The sequence below is a fragment of the Mesorhizobium sp. M0938 genome (assembly GCF_040319125.1).
In the GTDB taxonomy this organism is placed as follows: Bacteria; Pseudomonadota; Alphaproteobacteria; order Rhizobiales; family Rhizobiaceae; genus Mesorhizobium; species Mesorhizobium robiniae.
In genome coordinates this window covers 98,164-115,972 of the sequence record NZ_JAMYNS010000002.1, presented here as the reverse complement: position 1 = coordinate 115,972, position 17,809 = coordinate 98,164, and the positions used below count along the sequence as shown (strand labels likewise).

The 17,809-nt window shown below is 61.3% G+C and carries 22 protein-coding genes; 12 read left to right on the top strand and 10 right to left on the bottom strand.

From position 1 onward, the window contains the following. Window positions 1–72: 72 nt before the first annotated feature. The 8 genes from NKH73_RS03230 to NKH73_RS03195 all read left to right on the top strand — a co-directional run bounded on the left by NKH73_RS03230 (window position 73) and on the right by NKH73_RS03195 (window position 5,749). Window positions 73–843 (top strand): biosynthetic peptidoglycan transglycosylase, encoded by a 771-nt coding sequence (locus tag NKH73_RS03230; protein ID WP_352927993.1) that lies wholly within the window; start codon window positions 73–75, stop codon window positions 841–843. 138 nt (window positions 844–981) lie between these two features. Continuing rightward, window positions 982–1,164 (top strand): 50S ribosomal protein L32, encoded by a 183-nt coding sequence (rpmF, locus tag NKH73_RS03225; protein WP_008834724.1) that lies wholly within the window; start codon window positions 982–984, stop codon window positions 1,162–1,164. Window positions 1,165–1,423: 259 nt separating this feature from the next. Then, window positions 1,424–1,918: an Lrp/AsnC family transcriptional regulator gene (locus NKH73_RS03220; protein WP_352927991.1), complete on the top strand. Its 495-nt coding sequence runs from the start codon at window positions 1,424–1,426 to the stop codon at window positions 1,916–1,918. A gap of 2 nt (window positions 1,919–1,920) precedes the next feature. After that, window positions 1,921–2,778, top strand: coding sequence for a transporter substrate-binding domain-containing protein (locus tag NKH73_RS03215; RefSeq protein ID WP_352927988.1), 858 nt, complete (start codon window positions 1,921–1,923; stop codon window positions 2,776–2,778). A gap of 102 nt (window positions 2,779–2,880) precedes the next feature. After that, entirely contained in the window at window positions 2,881–3,540 is a 660-nt protein-coding gene (locus tag NKH73_RS03210) for an amino acid ABC transporter permease (RefSeq protein WP_352927986.1), read from the top strand. Continuing rightward, window positions 3,537–4,211: an amino acid ABC transporter permease gene (locus NKH73_RS03205; protein ID WP_352927984.1), complete on the top strand. Its 675-nt coding sequence runs from the start codon at window positions 3,537–3,539 to the stop codon at window positions 4,209–4,211. The genes NKH73_RS03210 and NKH73_RS03205 overlap by 4 nt, the downstream gene beginning before the upstream one ends. A 31-nt stretch (window positions 4,212–4,242) precedes the next feature. After that, window positions 4,243–5,196, top strand: a complete 954-nt coding sequence (locus tag NKH73_RS03200) for an agmatinase (RefSeq protein WP_352927982.1) — start codon at window positions 4,243–4,245, stop codon at window positions 5,194–5,196. Between the two features lie 151 nt (window positions 5,197–5,347). Continuing rightward, the gene (locus tag NKH73_RS03195) at window positions 5,348–5,749 is read left to right on the top strand and encodes a hypothetical protein (protein WP_352927979.1); all 402 of its coding nucleotides are present in this window, start codon (window positions 5,348–5,350) and stop codon (window positions 5,747–5,749) included. A 100-nt stretch (window positions 5,750–5,849) separates the two neighbouring features. Here NKH73_RS03195 and NKH73_RS03190 read toward each other — a convergent pair whose 3' ends face one another. Both NKH73_RS03190 and NKH73_RS03185 read right to left on the bottom strand, forming a co-directional pair. After that, window positions 5,850–6,041 carry a hypothetical protein gene (locus tag NKH73_RS03190; protein ID WP_352927976.1) on the bottom strand — a complete coding sequence of 64 codons (192 nt, stop codon included), beginning with the start codon at window positions 6,039–6,041 and terminating at the stop codon, window positions 5,850–5,852. A 120-nt stretch (window positions 6,042–6,161) separates the two neighbouring features. Then, window positions 6,162–6,689 (bottom strand): winged helix-turn-helix transcriptional regulator, encoded by a 528-nt coding sequence (locus tag NKH73_RS03185; protein ID WP_352927974.1) that lies wholly within the window; start codon window positions 6,687–6,689, stop codon window positions 6,162–6,164. Between the two features lie 99 nt (window positions 6,690–6,788). Between NKH73_RS03185 and NKH73_RS03180 the strand changes: the two genes are divergently transcribed. Continuing rightward, the gene (locus NKH73_RS03180) at window positions 6,789–7,640 is read left to right on the top strand and encodes an alpha/beta fold hydrolase (RefSeq protein ID WP_352927971.1); all 852 of its coding nucleotides are present in this window, start codon (window positions 6,789–6,791) and stop codon (window positions 7,638–7,640) included. A 202-nt stretch (window positions 7,641–7,842) separates the two neighbouring features. Here NKH73_RS03180 and NKH73_RS03175 read toward each other — a convergent pair whose 3' ends face one another. The 3 genes from NKH73_RS03175 to NKH73_RS03165 form a co-directional block, all read right to left on the bottom strand. After that, window positions 7,843–8,118: an ArsR/SmtB family transcription factor gene (locus tag NKH73_RS03175; protein ID WP_095487281.1), complete on the bottom strand. Its 276-nt coding sequence runs from the start codon at window positions 8,116–8,118 to the stop codon at window positions 7,843–7,845. 31 nt (window positions 8,119–8,149) lie between these two features. Further along, window positions 8,150–9,397, bottom strand: coding sequence for an MFS transporter (locus NKH73_RS03170; protein ID WP_352927967.1), 1,248 nt, complete (start codon window positions 9,395–9,397; stop codon window positions 8,150–8,152). A gap of 83 nt (window positions 9,398–9,480) precedes the next feature. Continuing rightward, window positions 9,481–9,675 carry a DUF1192 domain-containing protein gene (locus NKH73_RS03165; RefSeq protein ID WP_352927964.1) on the bottom strand — a complete coding sequence of 65 codons (195 nt, stop codon included), beginning with the start codon at window positions 9,673–9,675 and terminating at the stop codon, window positions 9,481–9,483. 225 nt (window positions 9,676–9,900) lie between these two features. Here NKH73_RS03165 and NKH73_RS03160 point away from each other — a divergent pair, with 225 nt between their 5' ends. Continuing rightward, window positions 9,901–10,881, top strand: a complete 981-nt coding sequence (locus NKH73_RS03160) for an NAD(P)H-quinone oxidoreductase (protein ID WP_435528761.1) — start codon at window positions 9,901–9,903, stop codon at window positions 10,879–10,881. Window positions 10,882–11,012: 131 nt separating this feature from the next. Beyond that, entirely contained in the window at window positions 11,013–11,153 is a 141-nt protein-coding gene (locus tag NKH73_RS03155; protein WP_023720976.1) for a DUF1127 domain-containing protein, read from the top strand. Between the two features lie 190 nt (window positions 11,154–11,343). Here NKH73_RS03155 and NKH73_RS03150 read toward each other — a convergent pair whose 3' ends face one another. Next, complete coding sequence (locus NKH73_RS03150) at window positions 11,344–11,961, bottom strand: LysE family transporter (RefSeq protein WP_352927960.1); 618 nt, start codon at window positions 11,959–11,961, stop codon at window positions 11,344–11,346. A gap of 308 nt (window positions 11,962–12,269) precedes the next feature. Here NKH73_RS03150 and NKH73_RS03145 point away from each other — a divergent pair, with 308 nt between their 5' ends. Next, window positions 12,270–13,388: a helix-turn-helix transcriptional regulator gene (locus tag NKH73_RS03145; RefSeq protein ID WP_352927958.1), complete on the top strand. Its 1,119-nt coding sequence runs from the start codon at window positions 12,270–12,272 to the stop codon at window positions 13,386–13,388. A 64-nt stretch (window positions 13,389–13,452) separates the two neighbouring features. On the opposite strand, the gene NKH73_RS03140 is transcribed toward NKH73_RS03145, so the two are convergent. The 4 genes from NKH73_RS03140 to NKH73_RS03125 form a co-directional block, all read right to left on the bottom strand. Further along, window positions 13,453–14,595: a helix-turn-helix transcriptional regulator gene (locus NKH73_RS03140; RefSeq protein ID WP_352927956.1), complete on the bottom strand. Its 1,143-nt coding sequence runs from the start codon at window positions 14,593–14,595 to the stop codon at window positions 13,453–13,455. A gap of 21 nt (window positions 14,596–14,616) precedes the next feature. Beyond that, complete coding sequence (locus NKH73_RS03135) at window positions 14,617–15,756, bottom strand: helix-turn-helix transcriptional regulator (protein WP_352927953.1); 1,140 nt, start codon at window positions 15,754–15,756, stop codon at window positions 14,617–14,619. A 191-nt stretch (window positions 15,757–15,947) separates the two neighbouring features. Continuing rightward, window positions 15,948–16,454, bottom strand: a complete 507-nt coding sequence (locus NKH73_RS03130; RefSeq protein WP_352927951.1) for an invasion associated locus B family protein — start codon at window positions 16,452–16,454, stop codon at window positions 15,948–15,950. Between the two features lie 100 nt (window positions 16,455–16,554). Further along, window positions 16,555–17,790: a YadA C-terminal domain-containing protein gene (locus NKH73_RS03125; protein ID WP_352927948.1), complete on the bottom strand. Its 1,236-nt coding sequence runs from the start codon at window positions 17,788–17,790 to the stop codon at window positions 16,555–16,557. Between the last annotated feature and the right edge of the window lie 19 nt (window positions 17,791–17,809).

The window sequence follows — 17,809 nt, the reverse complement described above, 5'->3', positions numbered from 1 at the left end:
GACCGGTAGCCGACACTCAGACGTTGCGCAAGAAGCCAAGCGCCATTATGCCGGGGCAGGGAGTAGCATGGATTGGGCGGCTTGGCGGAACCGATCGTCGATCACGAAACCGAAGGGTTGGACATGGTGAGGCCGAAACGCGGCAACCGCATCGGTCTCAAACGCTGGCCCCGGCGCTGGGCCCGGCGCGGCATCACCGTCGCAGTCGTGCTGGCGCTGTTACCAGTGGTGTTGACGTTTCTGTATCTGCCGCCGTTCGTGCACCCGGTGTCGACCCTGATGCTGAAGGATCTGGCGACGTTTTCCGGCTATGACCGGCGCTGGGTCCCGATCGACGACGTGGCGCCGGCGCTGGCGAATTCGGTCATCATGTCGGAGGACGGGCAGTTTTGCTTCCACCGCGGCATCGACCTTGGCGAGTTGAGGGGCGTCGTCGACGACGCGCTAGCCGGCGAGATGACGCGCGGCGCCTCGACCATCACCATGCAGACCGTGAAGAACCTCTATCTGTGGTCGCGGCCGCTGGGCTCGGTCCGGAAAGTGGTCGAGCTGCCGCTGGCCGTCTATGTCGACATGGTGATGTCGAAACGGCGCATCATGGAGATCTACCTCAACATCGCCGAATGGGGGCCGGGCATCTATGGCATCGAGGCCGCCGCCCAGCACCATTTCGGGGTTTCGGCAAAACGATTGTCGCGTCGCCAGGCGGCGCTGCTTGCCGTCACCTTGCCGAATCCGATCGCGCGCAATCCGGCGAAACCCGGACCGGGGCTGAGACGGCTGGCCGCGCTGATCGAGCGGCGCGCAGGCCGGTCCGGCGCATATGTCGGCTGTCTGCGATAGCTCAAAAAAATTCACCGCGGCGCTGGCCAAAACGGCGCGGGGCGTGTATAGGCAGCCGACTTTCTCAGATTCCGGCCCTGACGCGGCCCTTTCACGAGGGCCAGCTGGGGCGTTTTGACCATGTAGTGGAGCATATCCATGGCCGTACCGAAACGAAAAACCTCTCCGTCGAAGCGCGGCATGCGCCGTTCGGCCGATGCGTTGAAGGCCCCGACCTATGTCGAGGACAAGAATTCCGGCGAGATGCGCCGCCCGCATCATATCGACCTGAAGACCGGCATGTATCGCGGTCGCCAGGTGTTGACGCCCAAGGAGAGCTGAGAGCAGCTTCTCCGAAGTTTTGAGTTATCGAAAGACCGGCCTCTGGCCGGTCTTTTGCGTTCGGCCTCCGGTTTGACGCCGAGCTGACCTGTCGGCGGGTCGCGCCTCCTCCCGAATCCCAGCAACATTCGAATATCCGGTGCCCCTCCCGCCAGCCTTCGGTCGGGGCCAGGTTTTCGTTTGCGGCGGGCTTGCAAATGACGAATTCCTATGTAAATTTACATTCTATCGTCGGAAATCGACATGAATGTGAGGTTTTATGTGGGATTTCGTCAGCACCAGCGATCTCGATGACACCGAACAGGCCGTCCTTTCACAATTGAAAGGCGACGGGCGCATGTCGAGCGTCGACATCGCCAAGCGCATCGGCGTGACCGAGGCGACGGTGCGGCGGAAAATGGCTCGCATCCTCGAAGATCCGGATATCTGTATACAGGCGGTCGTGCGCCCGTTGCGCAGCGATGTCGGCATCGCCGCCATCGTCGGCCTCGACGTCGACCGCGAACACATCATCAGCGTCGCCAGGAAACTGTCGGAATATTCGTTCGTAGACAGCGTCTACGCGATGACCGGTCCGTTCGACATCATCATCCAACTAACCTTGCCGTCGACGACAAGCCTGCATGATTTCCTGGTCAGCGAATTGTCCAATGTTCCCGGAATCAAGGATTCCGAGAGCTATATGATCGGCCGCGTGTTCAAGCACAGCGGCCGGGCCTACCAGCACAGCAAAACCGAAGAAAAAAGAGGGTGACAATGGGTGAGTTCTTTTCTGCTTCGCGCCGCCGCGTCCTGTCTCTGCTCGCCGCCGCGCCGTTTTCCCTGTCGTTCGCGACCTCCTCGCATGCCGACGGCCTGATCGACCAAATCAAGCAGCGCGGCACCATCGTGGTCGGTACCGAGGCAGCTTTCGAGCCGTTCGAGTTCGTGCGCGACGGTCAGATCGTCGGCTACAACAAGGACATACTGGACTATGTGGTGAGCCAGCTGGGCGTGAAGCTCGAACAGCTCAACCTGCCTTTCCAGGGATTGCTGCCGGGCCTGCTTGCCAAGAAGTTCGACCTGATGGCGACGTCAACCGGCATCAATGCCGAGCGGGCGGCGAAATACGCCTACACCCGGCCGACCGGTTCCTTCGAGAATGTCATTGTCGTGCGCGCCAATGAAGACCGCATCAAGAAGCCGGAGGACGTCAACGGCATGGTCGTCGCCACGCAGCTTGCCTCGTCGGTGCAGCCGATCATCGAAGCCTACGACAAGGAACTCAAGGCAAAGGGTGGCGCCGGCCTTGGCGAGTTGAAGCTGTTCACGTCTTTCCCGGAAACCCACGTTGCGCTCGCTTCAGGACAGGTCGACGCGATCGTCATCGCCTCGCCGTCGGCGGCCGTGCTGATGAAAAACGTGCCCGACACCTACAAGGTCGTCGGCCCGATCGGCGAATTCTCATACCTTTCCTGGGTCGTGCGGCCTGAGGACAAGGATTTGCGCGAGTTCATCAACGCCAAGATCGGCGAGATCAAGGACAGCGGCAAGCTGAAAGAGCTGCAGATGAAGTGGTTCGGCTTCGAGATGAAGACACCCGCCGAGGGTTATTTGCCGGAAGGAGCTCTCTAGCAGAATCCACGCATTGTCCGGCGCATTGCGGAAGAAGCCGACCTCCTGTCGGAATCGATTCCAGCAACATGCACCGGACGGCGCCAAACCGCCGGTTGAAAGATGTTCGACTTTTCCAGAACCCTCGGGTTCCTGCCGCAATTCCTTATGGGTGCCGGCGTGACCCTCGGCGTCTCGGTGCTGGGCTTTGCCGTCGGCACGGTGATCGGCTTCGGCTTGCTCGCCTGCGGCAGGTCGCGTTGGCGTGCCGTTCGCTGGATCGGTGCGCTCTACACCAGCTTCATCCGCGGCACGCCGCTGATCGTCCAGATATTCGTCGTCTATTATGTGCTGCCAGGCTTGGTCGGCATCGACCTGCCGCCGCTGCTGGCGGGCATCCTGGCGCTCAGCTTCAACAGCGCCGCCTTCGTGGCCGAAATCCTGCGCGCCGGGCTGACGCGCATCCCCGCGGGCCAATATGAAGCGGCCAAGGCGCTAGGCCTGAAGCCGGTGGTGACCTGGTTCAAGGTTATCCTGCCGCAACTTTTCCGCGCCATCATCCCGCCGATGGTCAACGAGTTCACCATGCTGGTGAAGGCGTCATCGATCCTGTCGGTGATTGCCGTGGTCGAACTGACCCGCACGGCGCAGAATATCATGAACGCCACCTACCGGCCGGTCGAGGCCTTCTGCATCGCGGCGGTGCTGTATTTCATCGTGCTGTTCTCCTGCAGCCTGCTGACCAGGCATCTGGAACGCAGCGCGGGGGGAGCTCGCGCATGAGCTTCGACTTCTCCCTCATAGCGGACAATTGGCAGATACTGGCCAAGGGGTTTGGCAATACGGTGCTGATGTGCGTCGTGTCGTTGCCGCTCGGATTAGCCCTTGGAACCGTGCTGGCGCTGATCAGGCTACGGGGCGGAAGACTGCCGGCAGTCATCGTCTCGGCCTATGTCGAGATATTCCGCAACATTCCGTTCCTGATCCAGATTTTCCTGCTGTTCTATGCATTGCCGATGTTCGGCGTCAGGCTTTCGCCGATAATCGTCTCGGTCGGCGCGCTGTCGGCCTATGCCAGCGCCTATTCCGCCGAAATCATAAGAGGTGCGATCCAGTCGATACCGCATGGGCAGGTAGAGGCAGGCTATGCACTGGGGATGCGCTACCTCACCATCTTTTACAAGATCCTTGTGCCCCAAGTGATCGGCTACATCCTGCCCGCGGCCACCAACCTCACCATCACGCTGATCAAGGAATCGGCGATCCTGTCGGCGATCACCGTACCGGAACTCACCTACGTGGCGCAGAACATCATCGGCCGCACCTTCTCGCCAGTGGAGATCTTCACCGCCATCGCATTGCTGTACTGGGGGCTGACCGCCCTTGTGGCAGCGATCTCGCGCAGCCTGGAGCATAGGCTGCAACCTCATCTCGCAGCCCGCCGTGGCGCCTGATCACAAAGACTTTCAACACAAAGGAGACCCTATGCCCAAGCTCACCACCGCGCCACGCGATGTGTTTCAGACATTCCTGAACTTCCCGCTAGCGGAGGACCTCGATACGCTGAAAGCCGACGTTGCCATCATCGGCATGCCTTATGGCGATCCCTACACGATCGACGAACTGATCAACGACCAGACGAACGCGCCGACCGCCGTGCGCCGCGCTTCGCAGCGCATCAGCCAGGCGCTTGACCGCTATGATTTCGACATTGGCGGCCCTGTCTTTGCCGGCCAGGATATCAGGGTTGTCGACGTTGGCGATGTTCCCGGCAACGCCGCCGACCATGTTGGGCACTACAAGCGCGCCGAAGCGGCGATCCGCAAGATACGCGCGGCCGGCGCGCTGCCGATCACCATCGGTGGCGATCACGGCGTCCCGATCCCGATCTTCCGGGCGCTCGACGGCGAGGGTCCGATCACGCTGGTGCAGCTCGATGCCCATCTCGATTGGCGCGACAACGTCAACGGCGTCAAGGAAGGCTACTCCAGCACCATCCGCCGCGCCTCCGAAATGGCGCACATCAAGGAGATTTTCCAGGTCGGCATTCGCGGCCAGGGCAGCGCCCGCACGGAGGAAGTCGAAGCAGCCCGGGCCTATGGGGCCAACATCATCACCACCGACGAATGGCAGGATATCGGTACCGCCGCGCTGCTCAAGCGCATTCCGGATGGCGGCCGGTACTATCTCACCATCGATGCCGACGGGCTCGATCCGGCCGTGATGCCGGCGGTCGAAGGGCCGCAGCCGGGCGGCGTCACCTATCGCCAGACGATCGAACTGATCAAGGGACTGTTCGCCAAGGGAAAAGTCGTCGGCATGGACATCGTCGAGATCGCACCTGCCCGCGACATCAACGAGATCACCTCGATGACTGCCGGCCATATCATTCTCAACGTCATCGGCGCCGCCGTGCGCGCCGGACAGTTCAAGCGCTGAGCTTCGACATATCGAATGTCAGCCGGAAGGTGTTTCCGGCTGACATTGTTATTTCGCACCGTCTTTGTCCGTGTTCGCGGTCGCACACGAAAATTCTTGACGGCGAACGCCGGGCGCATTCTACAGAAGGCAGTCCAACCGGAGCCGCCTGATGTTCGGTGCCATCCCGCTGCTGATCGTGCCCTTCGTCCTCTATAATCTCGGGCTTCTGGGAATATTCGGCGGCGGCGACGATCCCTGGGCAAGCGAAATGTTCTCGATCCGCATGATGTCGGGCGGGGTGTTCTCGATGACGCTCGGCGATCTGATCGTGCTGATCGGGCTGATCCTCTTCTTCGTCGAAATCGTGAAATCGACACGTACGACTAGCGCCTCGATCATGGACCACCTGTTGTCGACCTTCGTCTTCGTGGCTTTTCTGGTCGAGTTCCTGCTGGTGAAGGGCGCGGCGCACTCCGTTTTCTTCACGCTGATGGTCATCGCACTGGTCGACGTCCTGGCCGGCTTCTCGGTGTCGATGCGGGCGGCCACCCGTGACATAAACATGAATTAGTGGCTAAGCCCTGGATCGGTGTCGGCCGTTCGATGCCGACCCGTTCATTATTGTCCGATCTGTCGCCGGAAATGCCGGCGCCGGTCGTGACGGGCCAGCTCTATTTTTTCTTGGCGCGCGCCGGCTTCTTCACCGGAGCAGCCGGCGCATTGGCGAGGTCTTCCGCTTCCTTGGCGAGGCGCAATGCCCGCAGTTTGTTGGTCTTAATCTGGCGGGCGTCGCTCTCGGCGACATATTCGGCCATCGCCTTCTGACGCACCGTGGCTGCCTCTTCCTGCTTCTTGAAACGCAAATCTGCTCGCGCGCGCGCAGTATCCTTAGAGTTCTCGACCAAGGGCTTTTCCAATCCCGTAAATTATAGTTTTCAATCCCTTAATAGCAGAGCCGACCTGCCATGGGGAAAATAAGTTGGTCAGACGCTCGGATCGCACCCGGCCCCCGGCGCCTTTCGGGCGACAACCGCCTGGTATCCGGCCTGCATGGTCGCACGCACGGTAGCTTCCGGCGGCGTGTCGGAAGGCGTGCCCAGATGTTCGTGGCGCAGCTCGTCCATGAACTTTTCCCACATTGGCGGGCCGCCCTTTTCCAAAAGTTCGGCGCGGATCGAGAGTTCCTCGCTGACCGGTAGCCAGACGCGACCCCAGGCGCCGAGATGCGCCAGGATCGGCACCAGTGTTATCGCCATTTCGGTGAGGGAGTAGATCGCCTTCTGCTTGTGGGTGGGATCGTCGGCCCTGGTCAGCATGCCGAGCTCCATCAGCCGCTTCAGCCGATCGGCGAGGATGTTGGAAGCGATGCCTTCCAGCGACCCGTTGAGCAGCTCGCGAAAGTGGCGTTTGCCTCCGAAAATCATGTCACGAAGGATGATCAGGCTCCACCGGTCGCCAAACACTTCAAGGGACAGGTTGATCGGACACCCAGACCGGCGATCGATGCTCATGCGATTCTCCGAAAGAAACCGGTTGCATTATTATATCAGTTTTATTATGGTGCAACCGATTGCAAAATGCAATTGGTTTGCGGAGAGGAGACACCGATCATGATGAAGGCTGCGGAACTCGAAATCGCGTCCCAGACGTTTGGCGATCCCGCGCATCCACCGATGCTGCTGATCATGGGCGCCATGGCTTCGATGCTCTGGTGGCCCGAGGCGTTCTGCCGGAAGCTGGCCGACGAGGGTCTATTCGTGATCCGCTATGACAATCGCGATACCGGCCGTTCGACCAAATATGTGCCGGGGAAGCCGCCTTACACATTCGACGACATGGCCGACGACGCCATCCGCGTCCTCGACAGACACGGCGTCGCGAAAGCGCATGTCGTCGGCATGTCGATGGGCGGCATGATGGCGCAGCTTGTCGCGCTGAAACACCCGTCGCGGGTCATTTCGCTTACGGCGATCAGCACTTCTCCTGTGGAAACCGACACGTCGCATCTGCCTGGGATGACCGAGGCTTATAGGAGGCATTCGGCCGAAGGCGCTGATGTCGACTGGTCGGATCGTGATCAGGCCATCGATTTCGTCGTCAAGGACGCGCATGCGATCGCCGGCACCGCGCATCCTTTCGATGAGAAGCGGACGAGAGCGTTCGTCGAACAGGATTACGACCGATCGGGCGGCTTCTTGAGCGCGACCAATCATTTCATGCTCAAGAGCGGCGAAGATCGGGGCGGCGAGGACCGGAAGGGCGGGCTGCAGCCATTGAAGGTCCCGCTCCTCGTCATCCACGGCACCGAGGATCCGATCTTTCCGGTCGAGCATGGCGCCGCCCTTGCCGACGCAGTTGCCGGTGCCAACCTTGTCCGTATCGTAGGCGGCGGCCATGAGCTGCATCCCAACGATTGGCTCACGATTGTCGATGCCATCGTCGCCCATAGCCAGGTCAGGTAAGTAGCGGGGTGAACTACCTCGACACCGAATGCCGGCGCAGCGTGCCGAAGCCGACGATCGTCATCGAGTATCCAACTCGTCAAATTCCCTCTGCAGCGTTGCCAGCAGGCAGTTGACGACGTGAAGATCGTTCCCGTCCGGCACCTTCCTGCCACCTTCTATGGCGCGATCAGCTTGCCCGAGGTGCGTTGGCGCTCTGCGGTCAACCCAGCTGCTCTGCATCCCAGAACTGGTCGAGCCAGATGTTGAGCTTCAGGAAGCCGGCGCTGCTGACCGTGTAGACGCGTCTTGTCCCTTCCGGCTTGGCGTTGACCAGTCCGGCATCGAGCAGCACTTTCAGATGTTGCGACACCGCCGGGCGCGAGACCGGCAAGCCGGCGGCCAGTTCGTTGACGGTCTTTGGGCCGCGCCGGAGCTCTTCCAAGAGATAGCGCCGGTTGGGGTCGGCAATCGCCATGAAGGCGTCGGAAAACATCATGCCTTATTTGTGAGGCAAAGTTTTCCAAATCTCAACCGTTGGTTTCAGGCTTTCTGCGCGGATCGAGCCGCAGCGCTTCCGGCGTGATCGAGCGCTCGGCCGGTTGCGTCTTGAAGGCGTCGCGGTCCTCGATCGGCACCGGCGCGCGCCGGCTGATGCGCAGCAGCGTGTAGCCTGCCAGGCAAAGATGCGCAAAGGCAGTCGCAAGAAACAGGGCCTCCGGCCGCATCCAGCCCATCAGGCCGGCGGCCAGCAGCGGCCCGATCATCGTGCCGAAACCATAGAGCAGCAGCAGGCCGCCCGACACTTTGACGAAATCCTCCGCCCTGGCGTGGTCGTTGGCATGGGCCACGGCGATCGAATACAGCGTGTAGGCAAAGGCGCCGTAGGCGGCAGTGCAGACGATGACGAAGACGCCGGAGCGCGGCTCGAATAGGAAGACCGCGAGGGCGAACAACGCCGCGCCGAAGGCCAGGCCCGCAAGCACAAAGCGGCGGTCGGTCTTGTCGGAAAGACGCCCTGCGGGAAGTTGCATGGCGGCGCCGGCGACGACCACCAAGCTCATCATCAGCGCGATCTCGGCCGTGGAAATGCCGATGCGGGCGCCATAGACGGCACCGAGCGTGCCCCAGGCGCCGTTGGCGATGCCGATCAAAAGGCAGGCGATCGCCGACACCGGCGAATTGATGTAGAGCCCCTGGACGTCGAGCGAGACGTCCTGCAGCGGCTTGGGGTGCGAAGCCGTCGAGACCGCGGTCGGAATGAGCGACAGGCAGAACAGGATACCGGTGATCATGAACAGCGAGGCCGACTTCACGTCACCCCCGGCCACGATCATCTGGCCACCCATGATCGAGGCATAGGTGACCATCATGTAAAGGCCGAAGACGGCGCCGCGGTTCTCGTTGGTGGACTTCTCGTTCAGCCAGCTTTCGATGACCATGAAGGCGCCGGCCATGGTAAACCCGGTGAATGCGCGCAGCAGGATCCAAAAATATTCGTCTATGATCAGGCCGGTGAGCAGTGCGACGATGGCTCCCGATGCCGCAAAGGCGCCGAAAGCGCGTACGTGGCCGGCGCGGCGAACGATGCGCGGCGCAAAGAAGCAGCCGGTGACGAAGCCGCCGGCCCACGCAGTGCCCATCAGGCCGAGCGATGCGGTCGAGAAACCTTCCAACTGGCCGCGCAGCGGCAATAGCAGTCCGTGCAGCCCGGTCGCCGCCAGCAGGAAAGCGGTGCCGCGAAGCAGCGAGAGGATCGGTCGGTAGCTTGCAAACATTTAGCTGATCCGGCTGGAATGGGGGAGGATCTGAAGACAGTCGCATTCGGGCTTTTCGGCGGCGGGCCTTTCGGCTCTGGAAACTATCCGCGGCGGAACAGCGCCTCGGCCGCCGACTTGGTGGTGCCCTTGGACTTGAGCTCGGCTTCGAGCCGGCCGATTTCGGCGCGCAGGATGCCGATCCGCTCGGACAGTTCGTCGACCGAGAGCAGCGACAGGTCCTGGCCGATCTCGTGCGGGCGCGCTTTCTTTTTGGGTTCGTCGTCGAAGATCGCCATCGTCGCTCCTCGCTGATGCGCAAAAATTAGACTGCTACAGCGTCCTTTGCGCGTCCAATCGGACGCCCGGTGCTGCAGTGGCCATTTGCCTGATTTGGCAATCAGCATACATAGGGCAGAGGCACGGATGCAAATAGTCGACAAGAAAACTGGCAGCTGGCAAGAAACTGGCGAAGCGAGACGGGAAAATTCATGGTGAGTGGACAGAACAAGATTCCGGCGACGATGACCGCCATTGCGATCTCGGAACCCGGCGGGCCGCGGGTGTTGAAACCGGAGACGCGCGACGTACCCGTGCCGGGTCCCGGCGAAATCCTGATCCGGGTGCGCGCCGCCGGTATCAACCGGCCGGATGTGCAGCAGCGCAAGGGCGCCTACCCGCCGCCACCCGGTGCGTCGGACCTGCCGGGCCTCGAAGCGTCGGGCGAAGTTGCAGCTCTTGGCGACGAGATATCGCGCTGGCGCGTCGGCGACCGGGTCTGCGCGCTGACGCCAGGTGGCGGCTACGCCGAATATGTCAAGGTTCACGCCGGCAGCGTGCTGCCGCTGCCCGCCGGCTTTACCCACACCGAAGCGGCGGCAGTGCCGGAAAACTACTTCACCGTCTGGCACAATGTCTTTGAGCGCGGGGCCTTGAAGAGCGGTGAGACGCTGCTCGTGCATGGCGGCTCGTCCGGTATCGGCACCACGGCGATCCAGCTTGCCTCGGCCTTCGGCGCCTATGTCATCACCACAGCTGGCAGCCAGGACAAGTGCGCCGCCTGTCTGAAGCTCGGCGCCGATCGGGCGATCAACTATCGCGAGGAGGATTTTGTCGCGGCGGTCAAGGACGCGACCGGCGGCCGTGGCGCCAACGTCATCCTCGACATGGTCGGCGGCGACTATGTGGCGCGAAATTACGAGGCCGCGGCGGTGGAAGGCCGCATCGTCCAGATCGCCACGCAGGGTGGAGCAGTCGCAAGCGCTGATTTCTCGAAGCTCATGGTCAAGCGGCTCACCCATACCGGCTCGACGCTGCGGCCGCGCACGGCCGAATTCAAGGCGGAAATCGCCGCAGCACTTGAGGCGCAGGTGTGGCCATTGCTCGGCACCCGCAAGGTCGCACCCGTCATGGACATGATCTTCCCGCTCAAGGAAGCGTGGCGGGCGCATGAGCGGATGGAGGAGGGCGACCACATCGGCAAGATCGTGCTCGATGTCGGCTGACGGTCGGTAACAAGCTGAACAAGAGCTTAATTGTGCAATGCAACAAACGCATTGCGGCCATGCAAAAGCGTCTGTTCAACTTTTCATCAACGATGCCTATTTGAGCGGCATCGAAACGATGGAGGACTACCATGAACCCGATCCGCGCTTTCCGTAACTGGCGCATGTACAATGAGACCGTGCGCGAACTGAACCGCTTGAACGCTCGTCAGCTCAACGACCTCGGCATCAACCGTGGCGACATCGAGAGGATTGCCCGCCAGGGGCTTTGATCTCAAGCGTATCTCGCCCGATAGCATCAAGCCGCATTTTTGTGCAGTGGTGCTTCGGTCAGAGGTCACGTCTTGGAAGCCAGAGCCGCAACAGACGGATTTCCGTCGCCGGTTCCAAACCCGCTGGACCTCGTCCGGCGGGTTTTGTCGTTTGACGTCCGCGCAACAGCGGCGGCTGCGTGTATTTTTCTCAATAACCAAGTGCGGCAAAGCCGAACGCAACCAGGGCTCCTCCCAGGATGATGTCCGCATGCTTTCGGAAACGACTATAAAATCGCCGTGCAGCCGGTTGGGAAATGGAAAGGCCGAGAAGACCAAACCAGGCGATCGCGATGGAAAACACCAATGCGACCACGGACAGGTGAGTTGCCCCGCGAGCATTTAAATTCAGCGTCGAGGATGCGAAAAACAGCGCTGTGGCAGGATTTGCCGCTGCCGTGATAAACCCCAGCCGAAAGTATCGAGCGATTGGAACCGGCTTCGGCTCGTTGACGCCGGCCTTGATCGACAGCGCCCGCCGCATCGAATTCCAGCCGATAAAGACCAGGATTGCGCCGTAAAGGCTGGCCGCCATCTGGTGTGCGATGCCCCCCGGCGGCAGCGCGCCGGCTCCCGTCGCGACGATCGCCGCCAGCGAACTCGCGCCAAGGGCAATACCAGCGGCAGCCGAAAGCGCCGTGGCACGCGAAGCGGTTAGCCCGGCCTGCGCGACGACAGCAAAATTGGCGCCCGGCAGCATTGCCAAAAGCGCATAGGAAATGGCGAACGGAAACAACCCCGCCGCGACAGCGTGCCCGGTTTCCAACATCGATCAGCCCCGCATCATCAGCGGCCCACCTTTTCAAGGGCAGGCCACCGCAATCGAAGCCGAAATCTGAACGAAAGGACTGGCCCTAACAATCGGCATATGCCGACTGTCGGGTGTTTTAAAGGTCGGCTGCCCGCCACGCCTGCTGAGTTGGAACGCGTCTACGCTTCGCTTCAAAACCCGCAACCATTAGCAATCCAGAGTTGACCTCAGCTTTCAGCGTGGCATTTTGGTCGTGCGGGAATCGGTTAGCGTCTGGGAGCGTTGGCGGTCTGCGTCGGTAGACTCCGAAAAAGGCTTTGCGTCCCATGTTCGACGACCTTACGGACAAGATCTACGAGGCCGCCTTCGTTCCGGATTTATGGCCGGGCGTGCTCGAAGCGGCCAGCGGCCTTTCGGGCTCTGCCAGCGGTTCGATCTTTGTGTTCAGCGATGGCTCTCCTGTTCGAGGCAGATTCAGCGACGATTCACCAGGTCATGCCAGATCCCTCGAAAACATACGGCCCGTGTTCGATGAATTCATGACGGGCGATAACTGGAAGTTGTCGCCTGGCGTCATGCGGATGTACGACATGCAACCGGCGAGCTTCGTCCATGTAGAAGCTTTCATGACCGCCGAGGAGATTGAGCGTGATCTACAGCGGACGCGCCTGAGAGCGGCAGGTATCGGTGCCCACCTTTGCGCTGCAATCCCGGTGCCGAGCGGGGAGCTCGTCACATTCGTCTTTCAGCGTTGGACAAGGGATAGCGTCTACGATCAGGCGTCGGTCGACCGGCTCGACCAGCTTCGTCCCCATTTTGCCCGGGCCGGGCTGGTGTCGGCGCGACTGGGAATGGAACAAGCCAGGGCGACCGTCTCGGCGCTCGAGGCCATCGGGCTGCCGGCCGCGGTAATGACCGCATCGGGTCGCGTGCTGACGGCCAATGTCCTGCTGGAAAATATGCCATCCGTTTTCATCGCGACCGCTCATGGCGGCATCACACTTGCCAATGCGTCCGCCAATGCGCTTTTCCAGGAAGCCATCACCCACAACCGGCAAGATCGTGTCGTGCGCTCCATTCCAATTCCGGCGAAGGAGGACCAGCCGGCGTTGGTTATCCATGTTCTGCCGCTGCGCCGTGTCGCGCACGAGATCTTCTCGGGCGCGGACATATTGGTTGCGGCGACGGCCATGAGTGCCAGTTCCATCGTGCCTTCGCCAACCCTACTTGCCGGGCTATTTGATCTGACGCCATCCGAGTCGCGCCTGGCCTCGGTCCTTTCGCAAGGGCGGCCCTTGAAGGATGCCGCGCACGAACTGAACATCACCGTGAAGACCGGCCGCACTTATCTCGAACGGATTTTCGCCAAAACCGGAACCCGCCAGCAAAGCCAGCTTGTCGCGTTGCTCAGGAGCGCCGAGCCCTTGCCGGGAGCACTACGCTGACTGTCTCTAGTTAGAATTAGCAGATCAAAGAATTAGCAAATCTAAGAGACAGGGCTCGCACCGGCTAGCAGCCACGCCCGCTGAGCGGTTCCGTGCTTTTGAGCAGTGCAACCAGTTCACTCTGCTGCCGGGTGCGGGTCTTGGAGAAAATCCGTTCGAGATAAGTGCGGCAGGTCTTCACGGTGATATTCGAACTTGCGGCGGCTTCCTTCAGCGTCCGCCCGGACGCCAATGCGGCGGCAAGCCGGGCTTCGGCCGACGTCAGATCGAACAGGCTGCGGACATGTGTCTCGAAGCCATCGGGGATGCGGCGGGCGACCTCCGTGACCATGATCACCGCGCAACGTTCCGAGGCCAGACCGTAGGCTCGGGCATCGACGAATGGCGCAACCGACAGCACCAGCCGCGTCAGGTCGGATCGCTTGTGATCCGACGGCACCATCAGCGTTCCTCCGGTTCCGGGCATGGCGCCGTCCCGCAACGAGCAGGCATCCGCGACCAGCTGCTGAAGCTCCTGCGCATCCCTGGGATTGGAGGCGACGATCGAGCCGCCATTCAGCGCCAGAGGGCTGTCGGGCCGCGCCAGCATTGCCTCGGCGGCCTCGTTCATCTGCGCGATTTGCTGGTGGCCATTGACCAGAAACACGCCGAAGGGCAGGTGCGAGAAGGCCGATGCCAGCGCCGACGTGTTCTCCAGCCGCCGGCCGATCTGCCCGGCGCGCAGCATATGCGGTACGATCTTCTGCAGCAGGTCGATGTCGTCGCCACCGAACGCTTCCTGCCTTGAGCCGCGGTGGATATCGAAAAACCAATAGGAGCCGTTCGAAGCCAGAAGATTGGAGGCGAGCCCGTGATGCATGTCGCGCGGCCTGTACCATTCCTGCCAAAGCTCACGACGGCGGAATCCGGCTCCGTCTTCCGTTATTCGTGTGCGATCATAGATTTTGCCCACCGGCAGTGCTGCCGCGACCGTGCTGATGGGGTCACGCATGTGAGCCGCTGTTACTTCCAGCGAAACGAACTCGGGATCATAAACCGTTGAAACCGCGTTGCTCGTCCTTGGATCGAGCCGCACGATGCAGGATCGCGAGCCATTAAGGAGATCGCGCAGGCTGGTTACCACATCAAACCAGCGCTCCTGATCATAGGCGGCCTCGTAGATCTGACCGACAACGGCGGAGACTGATTCAATGGTGACGTCAGCCATGGGTTGCCTTCCGCGGATGCTCTACCGGCCGCGCCCGCTGAGCGGTTCCGTGCTCTTGAGCAGCGCGACCAGTTCGCTCTGCTGACGGGTGCGGGTCTTGGAGAAAACCCGTTCCAGATAAGTGCGGCAGGTCTTCACGGTTATGTTCGAATTTGCCGCCGCTTCCTTCAGCGACCGCCCCGATGCCAAGGCCGTTGCAAGCTTCGCCTCAGCCGCCGTCAGATCGAACAGATAGCGGATATGAGTCTCGAAACCGTCGGGAATGCGCCGGGCGACCTCGGTGACCATGATCACCGCGCAACGTTCCGAGGCCAGGCCGTAGGCGCGGGCATCGACGAATGGGGCTACCGACAACACCAGTCGCGTCAGGTCAGAGCGCTTGTGATCCGACGGAACCAGCAGCGTTCCTCCGGTTCCGGGCATGGCGCCGTCCCGCAACGAGCAGGCATCCGCGACCAGCCGCTGAAGCTCCTGTGTGTCCTTGGGATTGGTGGCGACGATTGCGTCGCCATTCAGCTTCATCGGGCCGTCGGGTCGCGCCAGCATCGCCTCGGCGGCTTCGTTCATCTGCGCGATGTGCTGACGCCCGTTTACCAGAAACACGCCGAAGGGCAGGTGCGAGAAGGCCGACGCCAGCGCCGAGGTGTTCTCCAACTGTCGACCGATTTGCCCGGCGCGCAGCATATGCGGCACGATCTTCTGCAAAAGGTCGATATCGGCGTTATGAAATGCCCCCTGCCTTGAACTGCGATCGATACTAAGCAGCCAGTTTGCGCTGTTGGAGGAGAGCAGGTTGCAGGCGAGTCCGTGATACATGTCGCGCGGCCTCAGCCAGTCCTGCCAGAGCTCGCGGCGGCGGAACGCCGCCACGTCGAGGCCCATTGGCCAGTGGGTGACCGCGCCGACAGGTATGGCTGCTGACGCCGCAGCCAGGGGATCGCGCAGAAGAGCCTCGATGCCCTTTTGCGAATTGAATTCCGGGTCCAGGTCGGACGCGACCGCATCGAACGTTTCCGGACTGAGGCGCACAATGCAGGAGCGCGAGCCGCCGAACAGGTCGCGCAGACCGGTTACCGCACCGAGCCATCGTTCCTGGTCATAGGCAGCTTCGTAGATCTGGCCGACAACAGCAGATACCGCTTCGATGGTGACGTTAGCCATAGGCAGCTCTTGGTCCCGCTGATGTCATGAGGCTAAACGGACCAAAGCTCTCGCGCAAGTTGCAACATTGACGAGCCAGGCGGTGCAAACGTCCAATCCCGCTTCGCCCAGGTTTGACGAATCGATTGTGAGGCTCGACGGCAACAACCTGCCCAGGCAGGGCGGTAGTCCGAGAACAGTCGTCATATGCATCAGTTCGGTTTTGCTGGATGTTGCGGTTCTGTCGCAGCCTCGGCTGGCGGTGAGGTGGATGCTTGGTTCCTGCCGGCCAGGAAACCGGCATATCCGGCGGCGAAGCCGTCGAGCGAGTAATCGTAGGCAAAGTACTGGCTGCTGGTGCGCGGCGAGAATGCGAGCTTCAGCGAGGCGCCCCGCTTCATCTGAAGGACAAGGTCCGGCGAGAGCGAGGCATAACCGACACAGCCCGACGCGTCGCAATAGAGAGCCCGCGTCGGAAAATTCCGTTTCTCGTCGATCTGCACCACGACGCCCTTCTGCAGATTGACGCCGAGCGGCACCAGATACTCAATCACGACCCGTTCGCCGACCTTGTAGATCAGCAGCCGGGTTATGAGCTTGCCGTCTCTGATCTGGCTGGAACCGAGCTCACATTTCCCGTCGGCGACGCAATTGAGGCGCCAGCCGCTCTTCTCGACGAGCGGCGCTTGCTGGGCGACGGCTACGACGCTGGTGGTCATCAGGGTCATCAAGAGAACGGTGGCCGAACGAAACAATCGCCCGGCCACCGCCCGTCCCGCCGCCCTAAGATGATATGATCGGCCAGCCATGGCCGACCGATCAGAATTCGATGGCAAGACCGCCGCCAGCGCCGAACTTCTTGTCATCCGTGCCGCCGAGCGTCATCCGGCCGACGACGCTTTCGCTGAAGCGGGCATTGGCGCCGAACGCATAACCGAAGCCGCCTTCGAAGGTGCCGACACCCATGCCGAGCGAGAAGTTCTTGCTCGAGCTGAGCTGCGGGATGTTCGACATCGCCATTGCCAGCGAAACGCCGCTATAGGCTGTATCGATGCCAGATTCGATGGAGTTGAAGCGGTCGAGCACGTCGCCGCCCAGCTTGCTCATCGAAACCGCGCCATCCTGGATTGTGCGGTTGGAGACCGAATTGTCCGCCAGCTTCTGCTCGGTTACGGCGAGATCCGCAATCTTGGCGGTGGTGACGGCACCGTCGGCGATTTTGACCGTGGTGACGGCATTGTTCTGGATAGTGCGCGTCGACACCGAATTGTCGGCCAGGTCCTCTTCGAGGATCGTGCCGTTGAGGATTTTCTGAGTGGTGACAGAGTTGTCGCCCAGCTTGACATTGGTGATCGAACCATCTGCCAAGGCATCCACGGTCACCGCGCCGGGAGCAAGGTCCTCGGCCAGGATCGTACCGTTCAGGATCTTGTCGGTGGTGACCGCGTCGCCTCCCAGATCGGCGTTGGCAATCGTGCCGTCAACGATCTTTGCGCCGGTGACGGAATTGTTCGCCAGATCGGCGTTCGTAACGCTGCCGTCTGCGATCTTCGAACTCGTGACCGAATCGGCTCCCAGCCTGGAATTGGTGACGGCTCCAGCCGCGATCTTATTTGTGGTCACCGATCCGTTCGCCAGATCATCGCTGGCAACGCTGCCGTCTTCGATTTTCGCAGAATTGACAGATCCGTCGGCTAGGTCGTCATTGCCGACCGTGCCATCCTGGATCTTGTCCGATGTCACCGCGTCGCCGCCGATCTTGGAGTTGTCGACCGCGCCGTCAGCCAGTTCACCTGTACCGACAGCACCATCGACGATTTCGGCGGAGTTAACCGAATCATTGCCGAGATCGGCAGCATCGACCGTGCCGTTGCAGATGATTTCGGTGTTTTGAGGAGCAGTATCGAAAGTCGCGTGGATGCCCAGGAAGTCGCTGTCGATGCTTATGGTCGGCCCGCAATAGTCTCCGGCGTTTGCTGTCCCGGCAAGGCAGGACGCAATAGCGAAGGCGCTGAACCCCGCGAGCAGTGAAATCTTCTTGGATTGAAAGTTCATTATCGGCACCCCCTGCAGT

Excerpts from the sequence above, each read along its gene's own strand:
- rpmF (WP_008834724.1), top strand. The coding sequence starts at position 982 with ATGGCCGTACCGAAACGAAAAACCTCTCCGTCGAAGCGCGGCATGCGC.
- NKH73_RS03220 (WP_352927991.1), top strand. The coding sequence starts at position 1,424 with ATGTGGGATTTCGTCAGCACCAGCGATCTCGATGACACCGAACAGGCC.
- NKH73_RS03215 (WP_352927988.1), top strand. The coding sequence starts at position 1,921 with ATGGGTGAGTTCTTTTCTGCTTCGCGCCGCCGCGTCCTGTCTCTGCTC.
- NKH73_RS03210 (WP_352927986.1), top strand. The coding sequence starts at position 2,881 with ATGTTCGACTTTTCCAGAACCCTCGGGTTCCTGCCGCAATTCCTTATG.
- NKH73_RS03205 (WP_352927984.1), top strand. The coding sequence starts at position 3,537 with ATGAGCTTCGACTTCTCCCTCATAGCGGACAATTGGCAGATACTGGCC.
- NKH73_RS03200 (WP_352927982.1), top strand. The coding sequence starts at position 4,243 with ATGCCCAAGCTCACCACCGCGCCACGCGATGTGTTTCAGACATTCCTG.
- NKH73_RS03195 (WP_352927979.1), top strand. The coding sequence starts at position 5,348 with ATGTTCGGTGCCATCCCGCTGCTGATCGTGCCCTTCGTCCTCTATAAT.
- NKH73_RS03185 (WP_352927974.1), bottom strand. The coding sequence starts at position 6,689 with ATGAGCATCGATCGCCGGTCTGGGTGTCCGATCAACCTGTCCCTTGAA.
- NKH73_RS03180 (WP_352927971.1), top strand. The coding sequence starts at position 6,789 with ATGATGAAGGCTGCGGAACTCGAAATCGCGTCCCAGACGTTTGGCGAT.
- NKH73_RS03175 (WP_095487281.1), bottom strand. The coding sequence starts at position 8,118 with ATGATGTTTTCCGACGCCTTCATGGCGATTGCCGACCCCAACCGGCGC.
- NKH73_RS03170 (WP_352927967.1), bottom strand. The coding sequence starts at position 9,397 with ATGTTTGCAAGCTACCGACCGATCCTCTCGCTGCTTCGCGGCACCGCT.
- NKH73_RS03165 (WP_352927964.1), bottom strand. The coding sequence starts at position 9,675 with ATGGCGATCTTCGACGACGAACCCAAAAAGAAAGCGCGCCCGCACGAG.
- NKH73_RS03160 (WP_435528761.1), top strand. The coding sequence starts at position 9,901 with ATGACCGCCATTGCGATCTCGGAACCCGGCGGGCCGCGGGTGTTGAAA.
- NKH73_RS03155 (WP_023720976.1), top strand. The coding sequence starts at position 11,013 with ATGAACCCGATCCGCGCTTTCCGTAACTGGCGCATGTACAATGAGACC.
- NKH73_RS03150 (WP_352927960.1), bottom strand. The coding sequence starts at position 11,961 with ATGTTGGAAACCGGGCACGCTGTCGCGGCGGGGTTGTTTCCGTTCGCC.
- NKH73_RS03145 (WP_352927958.1), top strand. The coding sequence starts at position 12,270 with ATGTTCGACGACCTTACGGACAAGATCTACGAGGCCGCCTTCGTTCCG.
- NKH73_RS03140 (WP_352927956.1), bottom strand. The coding sequence starts at position 14,595 with ATGGCTGACGTCACCATTGAATCAGTCTCCGCCGTTGTCGGTCAGATC.
- NKH73_RS03135 (WP_352927953.1), bottom strand. The coding sequence starts at position 15,756 with ATGGCTAACGTCACCATCGAAGCGGTATCTGCTGTTGTCGGCCAGATC.
- NKH73_RS03130 (WP_352927951.1), bottom strand. The coding sequence starts at position 16,454 with ATGACCACCAGCGTCGTAGCCGTCGCCCAGCAAGCGCCGCTCGTCGAG.
- NKH73_RS03125 (WP_352927948.1), bottom strand. The coding sequence starts at position 17,790 with ATGAACTTTCAATCCAAGAAGATTTCACTGCTCGCGGGGTTCAGCGCC.